This window comes from Corynebacterium sp. HMSC074H12 (assembly GCF_001813755.1).
Lineage (GTDB): Bacteria > Actinomycetota > Actinomycetes > Mycobacteriales > Mycobacteriaceae > Corynebacterium > Corynebacterium hiratae.
The window spans coordinates 1-19,993 of record NZ_KV813927.1 but is presented as its reverse complement, the minus strand read 5'-3'; the positions used below and the strand labels follow the sequence as shown (position 1 = coordinate 19,993).

Genomic DNA, 19,993 nt, shown 5'->3' with positions numbered 1-19,993 from the left:
CTAGTAGCGGACGGCGCCTTGAACGGGCATGGAATGAAGCGGCACCACTGCCACGGGAACGCCATAGGTGGAGGCGTGAACCACCTGACCGTCGCCGATATACATTCCCACGTGGGTAATGCCGGCGTAATAGCCCACAATGTCTCCGGGCTGTAGTTCATCGATCGGTACTGGGGTGCCGCCGGCAATCTGCGCCTGCGAGGTGCGCGGGATACTCTTCCCCATCTGCTGATAGCTCCACACCATCAGGCCGGAACAATCGAACACATCAGGGCCCGTTGCTCCCCAGCCATACGGGGCACCAATGCGGGTGAGTGCTGCTTGGACAGCGGCGGATCCCGAACCATCGGCCAACGCAGCTAAGTCAAGGTCGGCAGAGCCGCCAAAGTGCTCAACCCATGCCTGGCGCGCCTCAGGGCTCAAGCCATCAACCTTGGTTTCGAGCTCCTTCTGCTGCTCTTCCAGGTCAGCCTGCTCCTTGAGAACCGCATCGCGCTGTGCCTGCAGCTCGTCGCGCTTGAGGCGCGCTTCCTCAGTAGCATCGACTGCCTGCTGATGCGCCTCGTCGGCTGCGGCGGCGGCAGCCACCATGGCTTCCTCTTCACGCTTGGCAGCCTTCGTCAAAGCCCCCAGGTACCCCATGCGCTCGACCGCGCTAGCTACGTCGTTGGCATCAAGGGCTGCCGACACTGGCGTTGCCGCGCTTCGGCGGTAGCGCGACTGCGCCAGGGAATCGATCCGCTGCTGTTGCTCAGCGACAACCACGGAAGCATCTTCGGAACTGCGCTGCGCTTCCTTAGCCTTGCGTTCCAGCTCGCTGATCTCCTTCTCCGATTCTGCGAGCTCATCCTCAAGCCCTTTGACTTCCTCACCCTTGGCAGAAACGCGCTGGGCGACGTCCGCCATGCGCTCAATGAGATCGCTCAGATCCTCGGGTGCCTGCTCCCCTGCCGCTTCGTGCGGTTGCTCCTGGAGGAACTCTTGAGCCACTGCAGATGGCGACAGGACGACCACCGGAGCCGCACCCACAACGATTGCAGCGACGGCACACGCAATGCCACGACGCGACATGAATACCCCCGAAACTAAGAGAAGGTTAATAGATGACTGAATTATACCCTCAGTCAAGGAAAAGCATAACGGCTTCTAGAATAGCCGAACCCCTTCCCCACCCTCGCCATCAACATGGCAAGAGCAGCGGAAGGGGTTAGCCAAACCGCCAGGTTCGCTTAGAAGCGAACAGCGGAGTGAATCGGCATGTAGTTCAGGGAGCGCTCGCCGACCGGGGTGCCGGAGTTCAGCGCGTCAATGATGGTGCCGTGGCCGGTGTAGATACCAACGTGGGATGCACCGGAGTAGTAGACGATGATGTCGCCCGGCTGCAGGGCATCGAGGGACACCGGGGTACCCGCAGAAGCCTGCGCCTGGGAGGTGCGCGGAATGGACACGCCAGCCTGGCGGTAAGCCCACGAGGTCAGACCAGAGCAGTCAAAAGCGCTCGGGCCGTTGGCACCATAGACGTACGGGGAACCGACGGCGGAGCGAGCAGCCTCGAGAACCTTCTCGCCCACGGACTGAACCGGTGCCGGCGCCGGAGCCTCAGCTACCGGAGCCTCCACAGCAGCGGCGTAACCCGCGCCCTGATCAGCCTTGAAGGCCGGGATGTAACGGTCAATGTTCGGCAGCTGCTTGATATTCGGGACGTTCTCCAGACCAGCAACCTCGAAGCGGATATCGGTCTCCGGGACGACAACCTCAGCCGCATTAGCAGCGGCAGGGACGGTAACAGCTGCGGTAGCAGCAACAGCAGCAGTGGATGCGATGCGACGGGTGTTCAGGTTGCCCTGACGACGGTGCTTAGCCACGAATTTAAACTCCAAATCTTCCTGCGCGCCTACTTTCGCTCACTAGGAGAAGGCAATCCATATGACTACTCTCCACATGACGCGAACAAAAGCTCTGACCCAAGGGCGGGCCTAGCGTTCGACGATGACCCGTTCCTGTAGGGCCATCTCCGCTCGGCCCCCGGATGTTTAGGAGGGGCCAGACGCGGCGCTTAAATCTTCAGTTCGTATTGAGCACCGGTGATGTGTACACCGTGGCGGTAACTCAATGTCTCGAATAGGTTACGAAATCATCACGAGCGATGTCGAGTCAGAAACGTAAAACCGGCTTCGTTACCGTCCCGTTATCAAATGGAAACCTAAACGACACGGCGCCCAACGACCCCAGTTCATTACACAAGCACGACAGGCAGATACTTGCCCTCACCTGCAATAACCCAGAGGGGTTTTCACTTCACACCGCTAGACCTTAACACCGACCTAAAGCCCCAAAGAGCGTCCAAAAGTATACGATGTAACCTTCATCACACTCGTGTAACTCGCCGTCACATCGACCCCATTTGACCCACTACCCTCTCCTGAAACCATGCAACAAAGTGGTTCTCTCCTGCGGTTTTATGTCAACCGCGTCACTCTCCCGAGCAAATGAGAGAACTCCGCATCGCCGTATCGCACCTCGATTCCTGGAAATCAGACAAACTAAGAAGAGGTTAACTACGGGTTAACACCTTGACGAGCAAGCAACGCAAACTTACGAGCCCGCTCTCCCACCCAGCTCGGCGCCCGCAGACCGCTCCTCTGACAGCGGGTACGTAGACGGCCTTACAACTACTCTAAAGCACACGCTCTAGAGGCCTAGGCATGAAAGAACGCTGTATCTAACGAACTCCCCTGGGACGCCCTTCGCGCTCACCTAGCGTACTCGCGGCGGGGTCTAATGCTTCTTCAACCAAGACAGCTCTAACCTGAGTTAGGCCAATTTAGTCCGAAGAAATCCCGCCCCACCGCCGAACAACACCAGGCAATACTGCAAAGAGTGACGTCAAGGTTTACTCACCCACCCATGACCCAGGTCGGTTCACGACGACCTTTCCGTAGTGCACTGCACATCTCTTCGCGAAACGGATTACCTTCTTTGAGCTCCTCCAACGCCCAACGTCTGGGAGCCTTTATTGACACGCCTGAGGCATCTGACAAAAGGCGTCTGGCAAAAGGCATCAGTCATAAGGCGTTTTGACGGCTAAAAACGCCATTTACTCATGGCAGATGGCGTCTTCAGACCCAAAAATGCCTTTTGTCAGATGCCTTGTGCAAGTACGCCCTCCTGACTTAGCTCAGCTTCCGAAATGAACAAATGAACCAGGCCGGCTCCAAGGGCCCGGTTCGAAGCCCCGCGACAAAAGGAAATGAGAACGCAAAAGCCCGTTCCTATTCTCCTGTGTGATGGAGAAAGGAACGGGCTCTGTGAGCGTGTTTCAGCGAGTGATGGCGCTAGATGCGGCCATTCTCCTCGTCTTCGCGGCGGTTAGCCTCGTTGAGCTGACGGAACATCTCCGCCTCCTCAGCGTGGTTCTCGTGGCGAATTTCATTGACTCGGGAGACGATAGCGGAGTCATCGGAAGAGAAGATGCCCTGTGTCTCGGAGTCGGCCAGACCAAGCTGGTTGAGCTGCTTCGGAACCGGAGCGCCGGCGTACTCGAGCGGAACCGGGTGGCCGTGCTCGTCCACCGGACCAAGCGGCTGGTGAACCTCGATGAAGGCACCGTTCGGCAGCTGCTTAATGACACCGGTCTCGATACCGTGCTCAAGCACCTCACGGTCGGAGCGCTGCAGACCAACGCAGATGCGGTAGGTCATGAAGTATGCAATCGGCGGCAGGACAATCAGACCGATACGGCCAACCCAGGTCATCGCATTCAGCGAGATCTGGAAGAAGTGTGCCACGTGGTCATTACCACCAGACAGCGTAACCAGCAGGAAGAAGACGATGGCAGCTGCACCGATAGCGGAGCGAACCGGAACGTCACGCGGGCGCTGCAGGAGGTTGTGGTGAGCGTCGTCGCCCGTCAGCTTCTTCTCAATGAAGGGGTAGGCGAAGAGCAGAACGACCATCAGGCCACAGAGCAGTGCAACCCAGAACGCAGACGGAATGGTGTAGTTGCCGATGTAGAGCTCCCATGCCGGCATGACACGAGCAACACCGTCAGTCCACAGCATGTAGATATCCGGCTGGGAACCAGCGGAAACCTGGGACGGGTTGTACGGGCCAAGGTTCCAGATAGCGTTAATCGTCATCAGACCGGAGATGAGCGCCAGGACACCGGCAACCATCATGCCCATGCCGATTGCCTTGGTGGCGAAGACCGGCATAATACGGACACCCACGACGTTGTTCTCAGCGCGACCCGGTCCAGGGAACTGGGTGTGCTTCTGGAACCACACCATGATGAGGTGTGCTGCGATAAGGCCCAGGATGATGCCCGGGATAACCAGCACGTGCAGGATGTAGAAACGGTCCAGCATGAGGTCGGACGGGAAGTCGCCACCGAAGATGGCCCAGTGCAGCCAGGTGCCGATGATCGGCAGACCCAGGATGATGGCGGACATAATTCGCAGACCAACACCGGAGAGCAGGTCATCCGGAAGGGAGTAGCCGAGGAAGCCCTCGACCATGCCCAGAAGGATAAGCGCGCAACCGATAATCCAGTTAGCCTCACGCGGGCGACGGAATGCGCCGGTGAAGAAAATGCGCAGCATGTGGGCAATCATGGACATCATGAACATGAGTGCTGCCCAGTGGTGCATCTGGCGCACAAACAGGCCGCCGCGGACCTCAAAGGAGATATCGAGTGCCGTTGCATACGCGCGAGACATCTCCACGCCGTTCAGCGGGGTGTATCCCCCGTCGTAGATGACCTTCGTAATTGAAGGGTCGAAGAACAGCGCGAGGTAGATACCGGTCAGCAACAGGATGATGAAGCTGTACAGTGCCATCTCACCGAGCATGAAGGACCAGTGAGTGGGAAAGACTTTGTTGAGCTGGGTACGCAGGACGCCGGCAGCGGAGTACCGCTCGTCCATGTTGTTACCCATCTGTGCAAGTTTGTTACTCATTATGACTTACGCTCCCAGAATGCAGGTCCGACGGGCTCAATGAAGTTGCCCTTAGCAATGAGGTAACCCTCATCGTCCACGTCAATCGGCAGCTGCGGCAGTGCACGGGCTGCCGGACCGAAGACCGGCTTACCGTAGTGCAACGCGTCGAACTGCGACTGGTGGCACGGGCAGAGAATGCGGTTGGTCTGAGCCTCGTACAGCGAGGTCGGGCAACCAATGTGGGTACAGATCTTGGAGTAGGCGTAGTAATCGCCGTAGTGGAAGTCTTCCTGACCCTTGCGCTCGATAGCCTTCTTGGCATCATCGTTGCGCAGGCGGATGAGCATCACAGCGTTGCGGTTACCGTGGATCGAGTGCATGTGGTTCTCGTAGACGTCCTTGTCCTCGGAGTACTCTGCACCGTCGTTGACATCCTCCGCAGCCAGCGGGAAGACAGTCTCCATACCGCCTGCAGCCAGATCCTCCGGACGCACACGCACCAGGCGGGTGACGCCACGGGTGCTGTAGTGCGAGCCGGACTCGCCTTCGTGCATTTCGGCGATAGTACCGGTATCGCGAGCGAGGTAGAGCTTGACGCCCTTCTCATGCAGGGTCCAACCGGAGGTCCACAGGGTGCCGTCACCCATGTAGTTCAACTCGTGGCGCTTCTTCCACGGGTTGTTGATGGCACCACCCAGCGGAGCAATCACGGTCAAGCCGAACAGAACGCTGGCACCACCAAGCAGTCCCTTGATGGTGGAACGGCGACCCAGGGTCGAGGTGTTCCACGAGTCATTCAGCAGTGCGGTCAGCGTGCGGCGGTCGACTTCATCGGAAGGACCGTCGTGGCGGCGCTGAACCGAGATCTCCTCGGGGAGGATCTTCTTGACGTACTGAACGATGGCAAAGCCCAAGCCCAAGATGCACAGACCAGAGGTCAGGCCCAGCAACGGCGTGTAGAGGGTGTGCCACCACATGCCGTCCTCGCCCAGCATCTTGTACTCCCACGGCCAGAAGAGGTAGACGGCCAGGAAGGCAATGCCCATCAGGACGGAGATGATGAGCCAGAAGGTGACGTTTGCAGCGGCACGCTTCTCGGCGGGATCGCCCTCTACCGGGAAGCGCTCCTTGCGGAACGCAACGGTGACATCGTCCAGCTCGGTACCGAGGGCTGCGAGCTCGTCGTTGCTCATAGCATCGAGCTCTTTGCGAGAGTAATTCTTCTTTACGTTGCTCATGAGCGAGATCCAATCCACATAGCGGCAACGCACAGAAGGCTGATGCCGATGATCCACATTGCCAGGCCCTCAGCCACCGGGCCGAGGCCGCCGAGCGACCAACCAGCCGGAGACGGGGTTTCCTTCGCAGACTTGAGGTAGGCGATGATGTCCTTCTTCTCATCTGCGGTCAGCTGACGGTCGGAGAACTTCGGCATGTTCTGCGGGCCGGTCAGCATCGCCTGGTAGATCTCCTGCTCGTTAGCCGGGTCTAGCGGCGGAGCGAACTTACCGGAGGAAAGGGCGCCTCCCCTACCGGTGAAGTTGTGGCAGGACGCGCAGTTCATGCGGAAGAGCTCGGAGCCCTTGGCGACGTCCTCGGCCTGAATCTGGCCGTTGTAGTTGGCGCCGCGCAAGGACTCCTGCGCTACGGAGCCATCCTCGTCGTAGACGATGTCAGCGCCGCCACCGTTGGCAGCAACATAGGCAGCCAGCGCCAGGGTCTGCTGCTCGGTGTAACGCGGGGTCTTGCGCTCAGCCTGTGCGTCGTTCGACATCATCGGCATACGACCGGAGTGCACCTGGAAGTACACAGAGCCGGCACCGATACCAACGAGGGAAGGACCACGGTCCTGGATACCCTGCAGGTTCGCACCGTGGCAGGTGATACACGCGACTTCGTAGATGTCCTTGCCCTCTTGAACGAGTGCCTGGTCATCCTTTGCGGCGGTGGCCACCTGCGCATCAGGGGTCAGAGCGGAAGCCAAGACTCCTGCGCCGGTAAGCCCGATGCTCAGTGCAAAGACGCCAGCAAGCGTGCGCTTCGCCTTGCGGCGACGGCGGGTCTTCTTAGCCGCGGCAGTGGTGTCTTCCACTGCGGCGGGCTGCTGGATGTTATCCATCATTTTCCTTTAGATAACTCGTACATGGAGATGAATGACTGTAGGCCGGATATTCTCCGGCGACTACGGCCTACTGAACTAGGTAGATGACTACGAACACGCCGATCCACACAACGTCAACGAAGTGCCAGTAGTAAGACACTGCCATTGCCGCGGTGGCCTGTGCAGGCGTGAACTTGGAGCGGGCGATGCGCGCCAAGATGATTCCGAAGGAAATCAGACCCGCAGTCACGTGAGCCGCGTGGAAGCCGGTCAGAATGTAGAAGACCGAACCGAACACGCTGGACTGAACAGTGACACCTGCCATGATCAACTCTGTCCACTCGAACGCCATGATGCCCAAGAAGACAACACCCAACGCGATGGTTACCGAGTACCAGAGTCGGAGCTTGTAAACGTCACCCCTTTCTGCTGCAAACACGCCGAACTGAGAGGTCACGGAGGAAAGAACCAGGACACTCGTAATGAGGAAGCCCATGGGCACGTTGATGTGCGCCGTGTGCTCTGCCCAGTCACCCTCCTGGCCGTTCGCACGCGAGGTGAACCACATCGCGAACAGTCCAGCAAAGAACATCAATTCCTGAGACAGGAACACGATGGTGCCGACGCTGACCATGTTGGGTCGGTTCAGCGCGGCAACACGTGGTGCTGCCATACCTTGGTTAGAAACTACGCTCGTCACGCATAACAGTATGGCTGGTCTGACCGCATAAGTCATCTCATTTCCCCCCGATTTTTTTGAGGCCACGACCTAGACCTTCACAGTTTTCACCCCAGGCAGGAACCACAGAGCTCCCCGGAAGTAGTCGGGAACTTTTTAGCGCGCTTTACGACGCCCCATCCCTGCAGGTAGTGAGACTTGGCAACGCCAGTTGTGAAGCCAGCAACAGGTCAAGAAGAGGTACGTTTTGCCCGCAATCCGAAACCGGTCGGACCAACGCCAATGAGATAAATCACACCCGCCCCCGCGGGCGAAAGTGCAGGACTGCAACTTTCGGATGACCCCCGTAAAAATGGCCGTTAACGTGCTGGAATTCTAAGCACAGACCTAGAGTTACACACTTTCGGCAAGCCACCCGCTCCCCCAGCACTCCACCCAAATCGAAATTTTTTCTCCCTTTTGGGAACTTTCCGCAACGCACTACGACGCAGTCTTCTCAACGACAAAGCCTCCGCCACGAGGTGTGGCGGAGGCGTGAGAAGTCGTGACGCTAGAAAGCGCGGCAGAAAAGGTTAAGCCTTAGTGCTTTTCCTTCGGAAGGCCATACTGCAGGGACAGGCCAGTCACGGAGGTGACGAGCAGGACTGCGCCCAGGATAATCATCCAGAAGTAGAGGAAGATGATGCCAAGACCCAGCACTGCGATGGAGCCGGTCATGCACAGCGGCCAGATGGAGCTCGGAGAGAAGAAGCCAAGGATACCGGCTGCGTCTTCAGTCTCCGCCTCTTCCCAATCCTCCGGCGCGATGTCGGAGCGGTTATCAGTGAAGTGCAGGTAGCCGCCCAGCATGAGGCAGAGCAGCATAGCGAGGACCAAGCCCACGATGCCGACCCACTCGGTGCCGTACATGTAGCCATCATCCTTGACGTAGTTAACGCCAATGACGTAGACGATGAGCGACACGAAGAGGTAGGTCGCGATGGAATAAAAGACCTTAGATGTTGCACGCATTTTCTATCAGTTCCTTTTCTTATGCCGCTTCAGCGGTGTCGACAAAGTTGTCGGCATCGCGGGTGTCGCGCAGAGAGTTGAACGGAGCGGTGGTAACTGCGTAGGGCTCTTCACCGATGTGCTCGAGAGCCTCGGCGTTGGTTGCCTGCGGGTTCTCCTCACGGAACTTGAGGTACTCGTTGAAGTCTGCGCGGTCAACGACGCGAATCTCAAAGTTCATCATGGCGTGGTAGGTACCGCACATCTCAGCACAGCGACCAACGAAGGCGCCCTTTTCCTCAATCTTCTCTACCTGGAAGCGACGCTCCTGGGAGTTGTTCTCCGGGTGCGCGTAGGCATCGCGCTTAAACAGGAACTCCGGAACCCAGAAGGAGTGGGAAACATCGCCGGAGGCGAGACGGAACTCGATCGGGGTGTCAACCGGGAGAACCAGAACCGGAACCTCTTCGGTGGTACCAACAGTCTCAATCTTGTTGAAGTTGAGGTAGGAGATGTCACCGGTGGACTTACCGTGAATCGGGTTCGGGTTCGGGGTGCCCTCCGGGTCGAGGGAGGATTCCTCGGCAAGCTTCTGACGCTCAGCATCGGCGCCATCGTAGTTCTCGCCATCAACCTTGTTCTCGGCGTAACCGAACTTCCAGTTCCACTGGAAGGCGGTAACGTCCACGGTCACCTCAGGGTTCTTGTCCAGCGCCGTAACCTTCTGCTGAGCCTGAACAGTGAAGAAGAACAGACCCATGATGATCAGAATCGGGATAATGGTCAGAGCCATCTCCAGCGGCACGTTGTACTGCAGCTGCTTCGGGAACTCGCCCTTGCCGGCCTTCTCAGCCTTCTTCGCATTCCAGCGGAAGATAGCGGTGAGGAACAGGCCCCACATGATGAAACCGATGATCCATGCAGCAACCCAGACCCAGATCCAGAAGTTGTACATCGAGGTCGCTTCAGGGGTAACACCCTTCGGCCAACCCATGCCTAGGAGGTTCTCAACTGCCGTCGGCGCTGCGACGTCACAACCCGCAAGGGCTAGACCGCCCAAAGCGATGACGCCCGCTAGGCCTGCCTTACGGCCGAGGTTGCGCTGCTTACGCTGTCCCACGTGTGTTCTGCCTTTCTGTGCACACAAACTTCTCGAATACTCACAGAGCATTCCTACCCAATCAGAATAGAGCATCCTGCCTGATTTTCAGGCCTTTTCGCTGGACTGTCTGGGCGTTGGACCTGCCCTATAAGTAGTGACCGTACGGAATGTTACCGGCCCACCTGCGCAAGATCACGCCAGCTCCCCCAGCCTCCCCCTCCCGGCTATGACCCAATTCACAAGCCGCACACCCCTGCATCATCCGAAAGTTCGCACCCTAACGGGGAACGCGGCGCGGGGTTCGCAGATCGTTTAGCCGCGGCCGTAAAGTGTTCCGGAGATAAACCGTGATCTATAAGGAGAAGCAAGCTTATGTGCGGACTCTGCGCGCTACTGAGCGCCGATCGCAACGCCGCCCAGCACCTGGAAGCTCTTGGACAGTCTCTTCAGTGCATGCGCCACCGCGGCCCGGACGCTGCCGGAACCTGGCACGACGATGATGCGGCTTTTGGCTTTAACCGCCTATCTATCATCGACCTCGAACACTCCAATCAGCCGCTCCGCTGGGGCCCCGAGGACAACCCCGAGCGCTATGCCCTTACCTTCAACGGCGAAATCTATAACTACGTAGAACTCCGCGAAGAGCTCAGTGCCGCCGGCTATACCTTCAACACCGAGGGCGACGGCGAGCCCATCGTCGTGGGCTATCACCACTGGGGTAAGGACGTCGTAGAGCACCTGCGTGGCATGTTTGGCTTCGTTATCTGGGATACCGAAACGCGCACGATGTTTGCCGCCCGCGACCAGTTCGGCATCAAGCCGCTCTACTACGCCACCACCAAGGAGGGCACGGTCTTCGCCTCGGAGATGAAGTGCATCCTTTCGATGGCCGACTCGCTCGGTCTAGACCTCAGCCTTGATAGGCGCGCCATCGAGCACTACGTAGACTTGCAGTACGTGCCTGAGCCAGAGTCCCTCCACGCCAATATTCGCCGCGTCGAGTCTGGCTGCACCGTGACGCTTCGCCCTGGCGAAGAAGTTGTATCGGAGCGCTACTTTAAGCCCCGCTTCCCCATCCAACCCGTCAAGCAGGGCGAGGAGCAGCAGCTCTTCGACAGGATCGCCCGGGCGTTGGAGGATAGCGTAGAGAAGCACATGCGTGCGGACGTCACCGTCGGCTCCTTCCTCTCCGGTGGCATTGATTCCACCGCCATCGCAGCTCTGGCCAAGCGCCACAACCCAGACCTACTCACCTTCACCACGGGATTCGAGCGCGAGGGCTACTCCGAGGTGGATGTCGCCGCCGAGTCCGCCGCGGCGATCGGTGTGGAGCACATCGTCAAGATCGTCTCCCCTGACGAGTATGCCGACGCTGTACCGAAGATCATGTGGTACCTGGACAACCCCGTCGCGGACCCTTCCCTCGTTCCGCTGTACTTCGTGGCCCAGGAAGCCCGCAAGCACGTCAAGGTGGTGCTCTCCGGCGAAGGTGCGGACGAGCTCTTCGGCGGCTATACCATTTATAAGGAGCCTCTCTCCCTGGCTCCGTTCGAGAAGATCCCCTCCCCGCTGCGCCGCGGCTTGGGCAAGCTCTCACAGGTACTCCCCGAAGGAATGAAGGGCAAGTCCCTGCTCAACCGTGGTTCGATGACCATGGAGGAGCGCTATTACGGCAATGCACGTTCCTTTAACTTCGAGCAGCTCCAGCGGGTGCTCCCCTGGGCCAAGCCGTCGTGGGATCACCGCGAGGTCACCGCACCGATCTATGCGCAATCACAGGACTTCGACCCGGTAGCCCGCATGCAGCACCTCGACCTGTTTACGTGGATGCGCGGCGACATCTTGGTCAAGGCCGACAAGATGAACATGGCCAACTCCCTAGAGCTGCGCGTTCCCTTCCTCGACAAGGAAGTGTTTAAGGTCGCGGAAACTATCCCCCACGAGCTCAAGATTTCGCACGGCACGACCAAGTACGCTCTGCGCAAGGCCATGGAGCAGATCGTTCCCCCGCACGTGCTGCACCGCAAGAAGCTGGGCTTCCCGGTTCCGATGCGCCACTGGCTGGCCGGCGATGAGCTCTACGGCTGGGCCCAGGATCAGATTACCGAATCCCAGACCGAGGACATCTTCAACAAGAAGGAAGTTCTGGAGATGCTCAAGGAGCACCGCGACGGTGTATCCGATCACTCACGCCGCTTGTGGACGGTGCTGTCCTTCATGATTTGGCATGGCATCTTCGTGGAAGACCGCATCGACCCGAAGATAGAGCAGCGCGACTACCCCGTGAAGCTCTAGTTAAAACAACAAAACTGACGAAGCCCTCGCCGCACACTGCGGACGAGGGCTTCATCGTTTTGTCAACGTGACTTTACTTGAATTTAATTGAAGGAATCACCGCAAGCGCAGGAGCCGCCAGCGTTGGGGTTATCGATGGTAAAGCCCTGGGCCTCAATGGTGTCAGAGAAGTCAATCTTGGCGCCGGTGAGGTACGGGATAGACATCTTGTCTACGACGAGGTTAACGCCGCCAATGGTGTCCACCTTGTCACCATCCAAGGTGCGGTCATCGAAGTAGAGCTGGTAGCGCAGACCCGCGCAGCCGCCTGGCTGGACAGCAATGCGCAGTGACAGATCGTCGCGGCCTTCCTGCTCAAGCAGGGACTTTGCCTTGGCGGCAGCGGCCTCGGTCAGGATAACTCCGGTTGCAGACGCGGGAGCGGTCATGATTTCTCCTCTTATATATGCGGAATTTTTCTGGAGCCCACCCTACCCCCTCACAGGTGAGGAAGAAAGGATGCCTCACAGTTCACTAGTGGTTCACAGGTGTCCTGTTCCCTAACCACAACGCTCTCTCCCGCGGGCCTATTCCCGTTATGTCTGCTAGACCTTGTACGCTAAACAGCGTGAAACTTCCGTGGCAAAAAGATGACAAGACTTCTTCCCCCGCCGAGCAATCCCCGGCGCCGGAAGAGCAACCCGCCGCCGAGAAACCGCACCGCAAGGGCTACACGCCGCCGAAGGGCCGCCCCACGCCCAAGCGTGATGCGCAGGAAATCGCCCGCGGCGTCAAGCGTGATCCCCGGGGGATGTCGGACGCGCAACGCTACCAGCATCGCAAGGAGCTTAAGGCTTCCATGTCCAAGGCGGAATGGAAGGAATATAAGCGTAAGGAGCGCGCTGAGTCCCGCGAACGTAACAAGGTGGCACAGGAGCGCATGGCCGCTGGCGACGAGCGCTACTTGCTCGCCCGCGATAAGGGCGAGGTCCGCCGCTATGTGCGCGATTGGGTAGATTCCCGCCGTTTTATCAACGAGTGGGTCATGCCCTTTGTTATCGTCCTGCTCGTACTCATGTTTGTCAGCACCCGGGACCCGCGCCTGTCGCAGATCATCTCGATCGGTGCAATGGCGATCATCGTTGTTTTTGCCGTCGAGGGCTTCTGGCTCGCGCGCAAGTGCAACAACGCCGTGCGCCTGAAGTTCCCCGGAACCACCGAGGCCGGTTTTGGCCTAGGCTTCTACGCGTACTCCCGCGCCTCCCAGCCGCGTAAGTGGCGCACCCCGCGCCCGCAGGTGGAGCGCGGAGCCACCGTCTAAACCGGAGGACACATGCCTGAATTCACCGCGGTTCCCCAGCTGCGCCCTTCAACCGCAGCTCAACCAAACCGCGTAGCCGAAATTGCCGCGTGGTTGGCGGCAGCGCAGGATTCCCCGCAGGCGAAGCCCCTTCAGCGCCCCCGAGCCATCGTCTTTGAGGGCGCTGATGCCAACGTTGTACCCACTGTCGACGGTGCAGAAGCCACAGAGCACTCCCTCAGCGATGCAGATCGGTGGCGCGATAATCTCTTCAGCGCTGCGCAGCGGGCAGGAGCGGGCATCGACTTCGTCGAATGCAGCGCAGAGTCCACCAGCACTGAGCCTGGTGCCCCCTCTGCCGCTATGTCCCCGGCAGAGTGCGAGTCACACATCGAACTCGGCATGGCTACGGCTGACCGAGAGATCGATTCGGGCACTGATCTGCTCATCACGTCTGATTTTGGTATCGGCGCAAGCACAGTCGCCGCCAGCGTCATGGGCCGGATTACCCATACCGAACCGGTGGCGATTGTGGGGACGAATACTCTGGCCAGCGGTATTACGGATGCGATGTGGAAGGCCCGCGTGAGCGTTGTGCGTGACTCGATGTTCCGCGCCCGCAACCTGGAGGGCTGGGAGGTCGTGCAGACCATCGGCTCCCCGAATCTCGCAGCGCTGGCGGGTTTCATCGCGCAGGCCACGGCGCGGCGAACGCCGGTGCTTATCGACGGCCCCCTGGCCGCCACCGCCGCCGTCCTGGCCGAGCGCACCGCGCCCGGCGTGAGAGGCTGGCTGCGCGCAGGGACGACCACCCCCGAACCGGCGTATGCGCTTGCTCTCAAAGAGCTGGGACTAACCCCACTGCTTGATTTAAACCTGAGCGAAGGTTTCCCCCTCGGCGCGCTCGCGGCCTTGCCGCTGGTGCAGCTGGCCGCCGAGCTTGCCTAAGCGAATTGCGCTCTAAGCCTCCACCAGCGTGTGCAGCCAGCCGTGGGTATCCTCCACGGACCCGCGCTGGATGCCGGTGAGGCGCTCGCGCAGAGCCATCGTCGTAGCGCCGGCCTCATCGTTGTTGATGTGGAAGTCGGTCTCGTCGCCCATGACGTGGCCCACCGGGGTAATAACGGCCGCAGTGCCGCAAGCAAAGGCCTCCACCATGGCACCGGAAGCAACGTCCTGCTCCCACTCCTTGTAGGTGATGCGACGCTCTTCGACCTTCAGCCCCATGTCCTCAGCAACCTGCAGAAGCGAGGCGCGGGTAATGCCCGGCAGCAGTGAGCCCGACAGCGCCGGGGTCACCAGGGTTTGGTTGCCCTCTTCGCCGTAGACAAAGGCCAGGTTCATGCCGCCCATTTCCTCGATGTAGGTGCGGTCGATGGCGTCCAGCCATACCACCTGGTCGCAGCCCTTTTCCGCGGCCTGCGCCTGGGCGAGCAGTGAGGCCGCATAATTGCCGGCGAACTTGGCCGCGCCCGTGCCGCCGGGAGCAGCGCGAACAAAGTCAGTGGATAGCCAGACGGACACCGGCTTGATGCCGCCGGTGAAGTACGCGCCTGCCGGGGAGGCGATGACGACATAGCGGTAGGAGTGCGCCGGGTGCACGCCCAGGGACACATCAGTAGCGATCATGAAGGGGCGGAAGTACAGCGCTGCCTCGCCACCGGCTTCGGGGACCCAGGCCTGGTCGATGTCGACAAGCTGGCGCAGGGACTCAATGAACTCCTCTTCCGGCAGCTGCGGCATAGCCATACGCTCAGCGGAAGCCTGCAGACGCTGCGCGTTCTGCTCCGGGCGGAAGGTGGCGATGCTGCCATCTGGCTGGCGGTAGGCCTTGATGCCCTCGAAGATGGCCTGGCCATAGTGGAAGACGGTGGACGCCGGATCCATGCTAAACGGCGCGTAGGGGCGTACCTGCGCGTCGTGCCATCCCTTGTCCTCGGTCCAGTCAATCGTCACCATGTGGTCGGTGAAGTACTTACCAAAGCCCGGGTTCGCCAGAATCTCCTGCAGGCGCTCCGGGGAGGTGGGGGTTTCAGTTCGCGTCACGGTGTAATTCAACATGGATTACAGCGTACTCCTTAGCCCCCTATAGAGATGCAGAAATGCCCTAGCTAGATCACCACTCCTTGAGTCCACTCGGCGAGCCCACAAGCCCCGCTGCCACCCCACCCCACTCCCACCGTAATCCCACTGTAATCCCAGTACGTTCCACACCATAGACACGGGTAGTGTGTGAGGAGTATCCCATTGTCACTTTTCTCAAGGAGGACATCGTGGCTTCTTCCACGTTCGAACTGCCCGCACGCGGCTCTTTCCCCACCGTTGAGCTGGCCAAGAAGGCTCCCAAGCAGGCAGATGCCCTGCTGATCGCCACCTTCGCCGGCGAGGAGGGACTCGAGGTGCCGGGCACCTCTCTTCTCAGCTCGTCCGCACTGCGCTCGACGTACGAGGCTCTCGCGGCCGTGGGCGCGACGGGCAAGGCAGGGGAAATCGTGAAGGTTCCCGCCCCGCAGAAGGCAGGGGCTGCGCAGGTCATTGCGCTGGGCTTGGGCGATGTCGAGGAACTCGACGCCGAGGCACTGCGCCGCGCCGCCGGCTCCGTGGCCCGCGCCACCGCGGGCGTGGGCACCATCGTGACCTCGCTAGCGGACTTCGGCGTTACCGCCGCTGTCGAGGGTCTCATTCTCGGCGGCTACGCTTATCGCGGCATTCGCTCCACCGAACTGGAGGAGAAGGAACAACCAGCCACTTTCGTGGTGGTGGCTGATAAGTCTGTCTCCGAAGAATTCGAGGCAGCCCGCACCGTGGCTGAGTCTGTCTTGCTTGCCCGCGACCTCGTGAATGTCCCCGCCAACGAGCTCTACCCGGAGTCCTACGCCGCATTCCTTTCCGGCCAGGCAAAGGAAGCCGGTCTTGACGTCGAGGTGCTCGATGAAAAGCAGCTGGAGAAGCAGGGCTTCGGCGGCATCCTCGCGGTAGGCAAGGGGTCTGCCCGCCCGCCGCGTCTGGTGCGCCTGAGCTGGAAGCCCAAGAAGGCCAAGAAACACGTGGCTCTTGTAGGTAAGGGCATTACCTTCGATACCGGCGGTATCTCCCTCAAGCCAGGCAATGGCATGTGGGACATGATTTCGGATATGGGTGGCTCCGCTGCGATGGCGGCCACCATCATCGCGGCGGCCAAGCTGAAGCTGCCGGTTCAGATCACCGCTACCCTGCCGCTGGCTGAGAACATGCCGGGCTCTGGCGCCACCCGCCCGGGCGATGTCATTACCCACTACGGCGGCCTGACCTCCGAGGTCCTCAACACCGACGCCGAGGGCCGCCTCGTGCTATCGGACGCCATCGCGCGCGCCAGCGAGGATAAGCCCGATTACCTCATTGAGACCGCGACACTCACCGGCGCACAGATCGTGGCGCTGGGTTCGCGCACCTCCGGCATCATGGGCTCCGAGGTCTTCCGCGATCGCCTCGCCGAAATCGGCCGCGAGGTGGGCGAGAACGCCTGGGCTATGCCGCTGCTGGAAGAGCACGACGAGGAGATCAAGTCCCAGGCCGCGGACATCCGCAATATCAATGCGAAGCGCGAGGGCGGCATGGAGTTCGCCGGTACCTACCTCAAGCAGTTCGTGGGCGAGGGCATCGAGTGGGCCCACATCGATATCGCCGGCCCCTCTTGGAACGGTTCCGCCCCGCGCGGCTACACCCCGAAGCGCGCCACCGGAGTTCCGGTGCGCACCGTGGTGGCAGCGCTGCGCGAGATCGCCGAAGCCTAGATCAGAGCGGCTTCCATGCGGCCCCTCGTGTGAGCGGCTTTAGGCCGCTCACACCTCTTCGCCGGCGATGACGTAGTCCTCCTTATCCGCCAATGGGAGGACCGTACCGTCGGACATGGCGCGGTCGGTGACGAGCCCGTCGTCGTCGACAAGCGCGACCTCGTTGCCTTCCTCACGCAGCCGGCGCAGTCCTTCCTTGAGCATGCGCCGGCCCACCTTGTGCAGGCCAGAGACCTGGGAGAAGTCCAAGGCCAAGCGCTTGCCGGAGAACTGGCGCTCCTCCAGTTCGTGGAGGATGGCTTCGGTGGCGGTGAAGTTGATATGACCTTGTAGGCGGATAATCGCGGTGTCGTCATCCTCGTCGACGCCGCGCACTGGGTGCACACCAAAGCGGTTTTCCGTGGACATCAAGTGCAGACCCATGTCCGAGGAGAGCTCGCGGAAGATTTCGGTTCCGCGCACGCTATTTCCCTGCTCATCGAGACGCGGCGAGAACGTCGCCACGCCGATCTGCCCCGGCAGCGTTCCAATGAGTCCTCCGGATACGCCGGACTTAGCGGGGATTCCCACCTCCGCCATCCAGCGCCCAGCACCGTCGTACATGCCGCAGGAACTCATCACCGCAAGCGTCATGCGGCAGACGTCGGCGTCCAAAATCTTCTCCCCCGTTACCGGCTGGCGGCCACCATTAGCCAGGGTCGCGGTCATGACGGCGAGGTCGCGCACGTCCACCGACAGAGCACACTGCGAGGTATAGGACAGCACGGCGTCGTGGGCATCGTCCTGGATGATGCCGTAGGAGCGCAGCATATGTGCCAGGGACAGGTTGCGCTCAGCGTGCTCAAGTTCCGAGTCACACAGGCGCTTATCGACGTCCACCTCGCGCCCCGCCAACTGGGATATGAAGGCGCGGATCTTTTCCACGCGGTCCTCCACGGTCGACTCCACCCCATTAATCAGCTGATTGACCACGATGGCACCGGCATTGATCATCGGGTTCAGGGGGCGGTGGTCCTTGGCTAGGGATAACTCATTGAAGGCCTGCCCCGAGGGCTCGAGTCCTACCACCTCACGCACCGCGTCAGGGCCGAACTCGCTCAGAGCGAGGGCATAGACGAAGGGCTTGGAAATGGACTGAATGGTAAAGCGGGTCTCCGCGTCACCGGCGCTGTAGAGGTGGCCCGTCACAGAGCACAGCGCAGCCCCCAGCTGCTCGGGGTTTGCGGCAGCCAGCTCCGGGATATAGTCCGCGACTTCTCCGGAATCGTGATCGTGAACGCCATCAAGGATCTTCTGTAGATAAAAAGGAATCGGTGTTTTCATCGTTTCCCAGCGTATAGAATTGCCGCGTATGACACCTGCACTCATCATTGTCGACGTCCAACATGACTTCTGCCCCGGCGGAGCCCTCGCCACCGAGCGCGGAAATGAGGTGGCCGATCGCATCGGTGCCCTCCAGCCTTCCTACGACACTGTCGTTGCCACGCAGGACTGGCACATCGACCCAGGCACTCATTTCTCTGAGAACCCCGACTTTGTCGATACCTGGCCCACGCACTGCGTGGCCGATTCCTTCGGCGCCGCGATGCACGAAGCGATCGGGCCCGCCCAGGCCTATTTCAAGAAGGGTGAATATACCGCTGCGTATTCCGGTTTCGAAGGCGCGGCCGACGGCGTTCCCCTGGCAGAGTGGCTGCGCGAGCACGACATCACCGCCGTGGACATCGTGGGCATCGCTACCGATCACTGCGTGCGCGCCACCGCTGCCGACGCCCTTGCGGAGGGATTCACGGTGCGTGTGCTGGCGGATTACTGCGCGCCTGTCGACGAGGCCCGCGGCGCCGCCGCTCTGGAAGAGCTTGAGAAGGCAGGCGCCACCATCATTACTGGCTAGGCAGCACCCCTCTAATTGCCGTCCTGGTCATTCTGCTGCTGTCGCTGTTCAAACCGCTGACGGCGCTCGCGTTGTTCCTCCCGCTTGCGCAGAATGCGCTCTCGCTCGATGCGCTCGCGCATGCGCTGGGGGTAACCAGTCTCTTCGACGTCATAGACATCGCAGCGCAGAAGCTTAGCCACCGCGTCGATGCCTTTGGGCCCACCAATGCGACGGCGAATGAAGGCGCCGTTTTCATCCACCACAACGACAGACATCTCGTTGACCACGGTCTCCGGTTCAACAAAGGCCTCAATAAAAGCACGTCCCTGCGCCCAGGCTTGAAGCTCTTGGGCGTCTTCTGCGCGAATGGTCTCCCCCGGTGCGCGGGGCGGGCGCAGTTGGGACTTGGAGCTGTTGCGGCGGAAGGGGTTGAACATGGCTCTTTAGCCTACCGGAGGCCACCTTCAGCCACTTCGTGCGGAGGATGCCCTAATTCACCCCACCCGTGCGCACCTTTTATAAACACGCTGTAGAATCAAACACTAGCGTTTCACTAATTCCAACTTTCGAGGAGTCTTAACACTTATGGCACACTCTGTTGTGATGCCCGAACTGGGCGAATCCGTAACCGAAGGCACGATTACCCAGTGGCTGAAGTCCGTCGGCGACACCGTCGAGGTCGACGAGCCGTTGCTCGAGGTCTCCACCGACAAGGTCGACACCGAAATCCCCTCCCCGGTCGCCGGCACCATCCTCGAAATCAAGGCTGAGGAAGATGACACCGTAGACGTGGGCGCAGTCATCGCCATCATCGGTGACGAAGGCGAATCCGCACCGGCTGCTGAGGAGTCCGCGGATTCCTCCGAGAAGGCTGCCGAGACCCCAGACAAGCCCGCTGAGGACGCTGAGTCCGAGGCGCCTGCTGCTTCTGGTGATGCCACCGACGTGGAAATGCCGG

The 19,993-nt window shown here is 60.2% G+C and carries 18 protein-coding genes; 6 read left to right on the top strand and 12 right to left on the bottom strand.

Features of this window, described 5'->3' with window-relative positions; genetic code table 11:
• The 8 genes from HMPREF2932_RS07940 to HMPREF2932_RS07905 form a co-directional block, all read right to left on the bottom strand.
• On the bottom strand, window positions 1–1,071 hold the full coding sequence (locus HMPREF2932_RS07940; RefSeq protein ID WP_071406680.1) for a C40 family peptidase: 1,071 nt from the start codon (window positions 1,069–1,071) through the stop codon (window positions 1–3).
• A gap of 158 nt (window positions 1,072–1,229) precedes the next feature.
• On the bottom strand, window positions 1,230–1,865 hold the full coding sequence (locus tag HMPREF2932_RS07935) for a C40 family peptidase (protein ID WP_046648126.1): 636 nt from the start codon (window positions 1,863–1,865) through the stop codon (window positions 1,230–1,232).
• A 1,470-nt stretch (window positions 1,866–3,335) separates the two neighbouring features.
• The gene (locus HMPREF2932_RS07930) at window positions 3,336–4,958 is read right to left on the bottom strand and encodes a cytochrome bc1 complex cytochrome b subunit (protein ID WP_046647943.1); all 1,623 of its coding nucleotides are present in this window, start codon (window positions 4,956–4,958) and stop codon (window positions 3,336–3,338) included.
• A complete protein-coding gene (locus HMPREF2932_RS07925) occupies window positions 4,958–6,178 on the bottom strand; it encodes a cytochrome bc1 complex Rieske iron-sulfur subunit (protein ID WP_070682147.1) in 1,221 nt (406 codons plus the stop codon). The genes HMPREF2932_RS07930 and HMPREF2932_RS07925 overlap by 1 nt, the downstream gene beginning before the upstream one ends.
• Window positions 6,175–7,062 carry a cytochrome bc1 complex diheme cytochrome c subunit gene (locus HMPREF2932_RS07920; RefSeq protein ID WP_029159009.1) on the bottom strand — a complete coding sequence of 296 codons (888 nt, stop codon included), beginning with the start codon at window positions 7,060–7,062 and terminating at the stop codon, window positions 6,175–6,177. The genes HMPREF2932_RS07925 and HMPREF2932_RS07920 overlap by 4 nt, the downstream gene beginning before the upstream one ends.
• 67 nt (window positions 7,063–7,129) lie before the next feature.
• Entirely contained in the window at window positions 7,130–7,714 is a 585-nt protein-coding gene (locus HMPREF2932_RS07915) for an aa3-type cytochrome oxidase subunit III (protein ID WP_198531141.1), read from the bottom strand.
• A gap of 585 nt (window positions 7,715–8,299) precedes the next feature.
• Window positions 8,300–8,731 (bottom strand): aa3-type cytochrome oxidase subunit IV, encoded by a 432-nt coding sequence (locus tag HMPREF2932_RS07910; RefSeq protein ID WP_046647941.1) that lies wholly within the window; start codon window positions 8,729–8,731, stop codon window positions 8,300–8,302.
• A 19-nt stretch (window positions 8,732–8,750) separates the two neighbouring features.
• Window positions 8,751–9,830, bottom strand: a complete 1,080-nt coding sequence (locus HMPREF2932_RS07905; RefSeq protein ID WP_070682150.1) for an aa3-type cytochrome oxidase subunit II — start codon at window positions 9,828–9,830, stop codon at window positions 8,751–8,753.
• Between the two features lie 354 nt (window positions 9,831–10,184).
• Between HMPREF2932_RS07905 and asnB the strand changes: the two genes are divergently transcribed.
• The gene (gene asnB, locus HMPREF2932_RS07900) at window positions 10,185–12,107 is read left to right on the top strand and encodes an asparagine synthase (glutamine-hydrolyzing) (protein ID WP_071409954.1); all 1,923 of its coding nucleotides are present in this window, start codon (window positions 10,185–10,187) and stop codon (window positions 12,105–12,107) included.
• Between the two features lie 83 nt (window positions 12,108–12,190).
• Here asnB and HMPREF2932_RS07895 read toward each other — a convergent pair whose 3' ends face one another.
• Entirely contained in the window at window positions 12,191–12,535 is a 345-nt protein-coding gene (locus tag HMPREF2932_RS07895; RefSeq protein ID WP_070512402.1) for a HesB/IscA family protein, read from the bottom strand.
• A gap of 179 nt (window positions 12,536–12,714) precedes the next feature.
• On the opposite strand from HMPREF2932_RS07895, the gene HMPREF2932_RS07890 reads away from it, so the two are divergent.
• Both HMPREF2932_RS07890 and HMPREF2932_RS07885 read left to right on the top strand, forming a co-directional pair.
• Entirely contained in the window at window positions 12,715–13,407 is a 693-nt protein-coding gene (locus HMPREF2932_RS07890; RefSeq protein WP_070682156.1) for a DUF3043 domain-containing protein, read from the top strand.
• Window positions 13,408–13,419: 12 nt separating this feature from the next.
• The gene (locus tag HMPREF2932_RS07885; RefSeq protein WP_070515791.1) at window positions 13,420–14,334 is read left to right on the top strand and encodes a nicotinate-nucleotide--dimethylbenzimidazole phosphoribosyltransferase; all 915 of its coding nucleotides are present in this window, start codon (window positions 13,420–13,422) and stop codon (window positions 14,332–14,334) included.
• Between the two features lie 12 nt (window positions 14,335–14,346).
• On the opposite strand, the gene HMPREF2932_RS07880 is transcribed toward HMPREF2932_RS07885, so the two are convergent.
• Complete coding sequence (locus HMPREF2932_RS07880) at window positions 14,347–15,447, bottom strand: branched-chain amino acid aminotransferase (protein ID WP_071409953.1); 1,101 nt, start codon at window positions 15,445–15,447, stop codon at window positions 14,347–14,349.
• A gap of 212 nt (window positions 15,448–15,659) precedes the next feature.
• Here HMPREF2932_RS07880 and HMPREF2932_RS07875 point away from each other — a divergent pair, with 212 nt between their 5' ends.
• On the top strand, window positions 15,660–17,159 hold the full coding sequence (locus tag HMPREF2932_RS07875; RefSeq protein ID WP_071410000.1) for a leucyl aminopeptidase: 1,500 nt from the start codon (window positions 15,660–15,662) through the stop codon (window positions 17,157–17,159).
• Between the two features lie 48 nt (window positions 17,160–17,207).
• On the opposite strand, the gene HMPREF2932_RS07870 is transcribed toward HMPREF2932_RS07875, so the two are convergent.
• Complete coding sequence (locus tag HMPREF2932_RS07870) at window positions 17,208–18,482, bottom strand: glutaminase (protein ID WP_071409952.1); 1,275 nt, start codon at window positions 18,480–18,482, stop codon at window positions 17,208–17,210.
• Between the two features lie 28 nt (window positions 18,483–18,510).
• On the opposite strand from HMPREF2932_RS07870, the gene HMPREF2932_RS07865 reads away from it, so the two are divergent.
• Window positions 18,511–19,053 carry an isochorismatase family protein gene (locus tag HMPREF2932_RS07865; protein ID WP_071409951.1) on the top strand — a complete coding sequence of 181 codons (543 nt, stop codon included), beginning with the start codon at window positions 18,511–18,513 and terminating at the stop codon, window positions 19,051–19,053.
• 11 nt (window positions 19,054–19,064) lie between these two features.
• Here HMPREF2932_RS07865 and HMPREF2932_RS07860 read toward each other — a convergent pair whose 3' ends face one another.
• On the bottom strand, window positions 19,065–19,472 hold the full coding sequence (locus HMPREF2932_RS07860; RefSeq protein WP_070546898.1) for an oxidoreductase: 408 nt from the start codon (window positions 19,470–19,472) through the stop codon (window positions 19,065–19,067).
• A gap of 148 nt (window positions 19,473–19,620) precedes the next feature.
• Here HMPREF2932_RS07860 and HMPREF2932_RS07855 point away from each other — a divergent pair.
• A partial coding sequence (locus tag HMPREF2932_RS07855) for a biotin/lipoyl-containing protein (protein WP_305764065.1) occupies window positions 19,621–19,993 on the top strand: 373 nt, incomplete at its 3' end.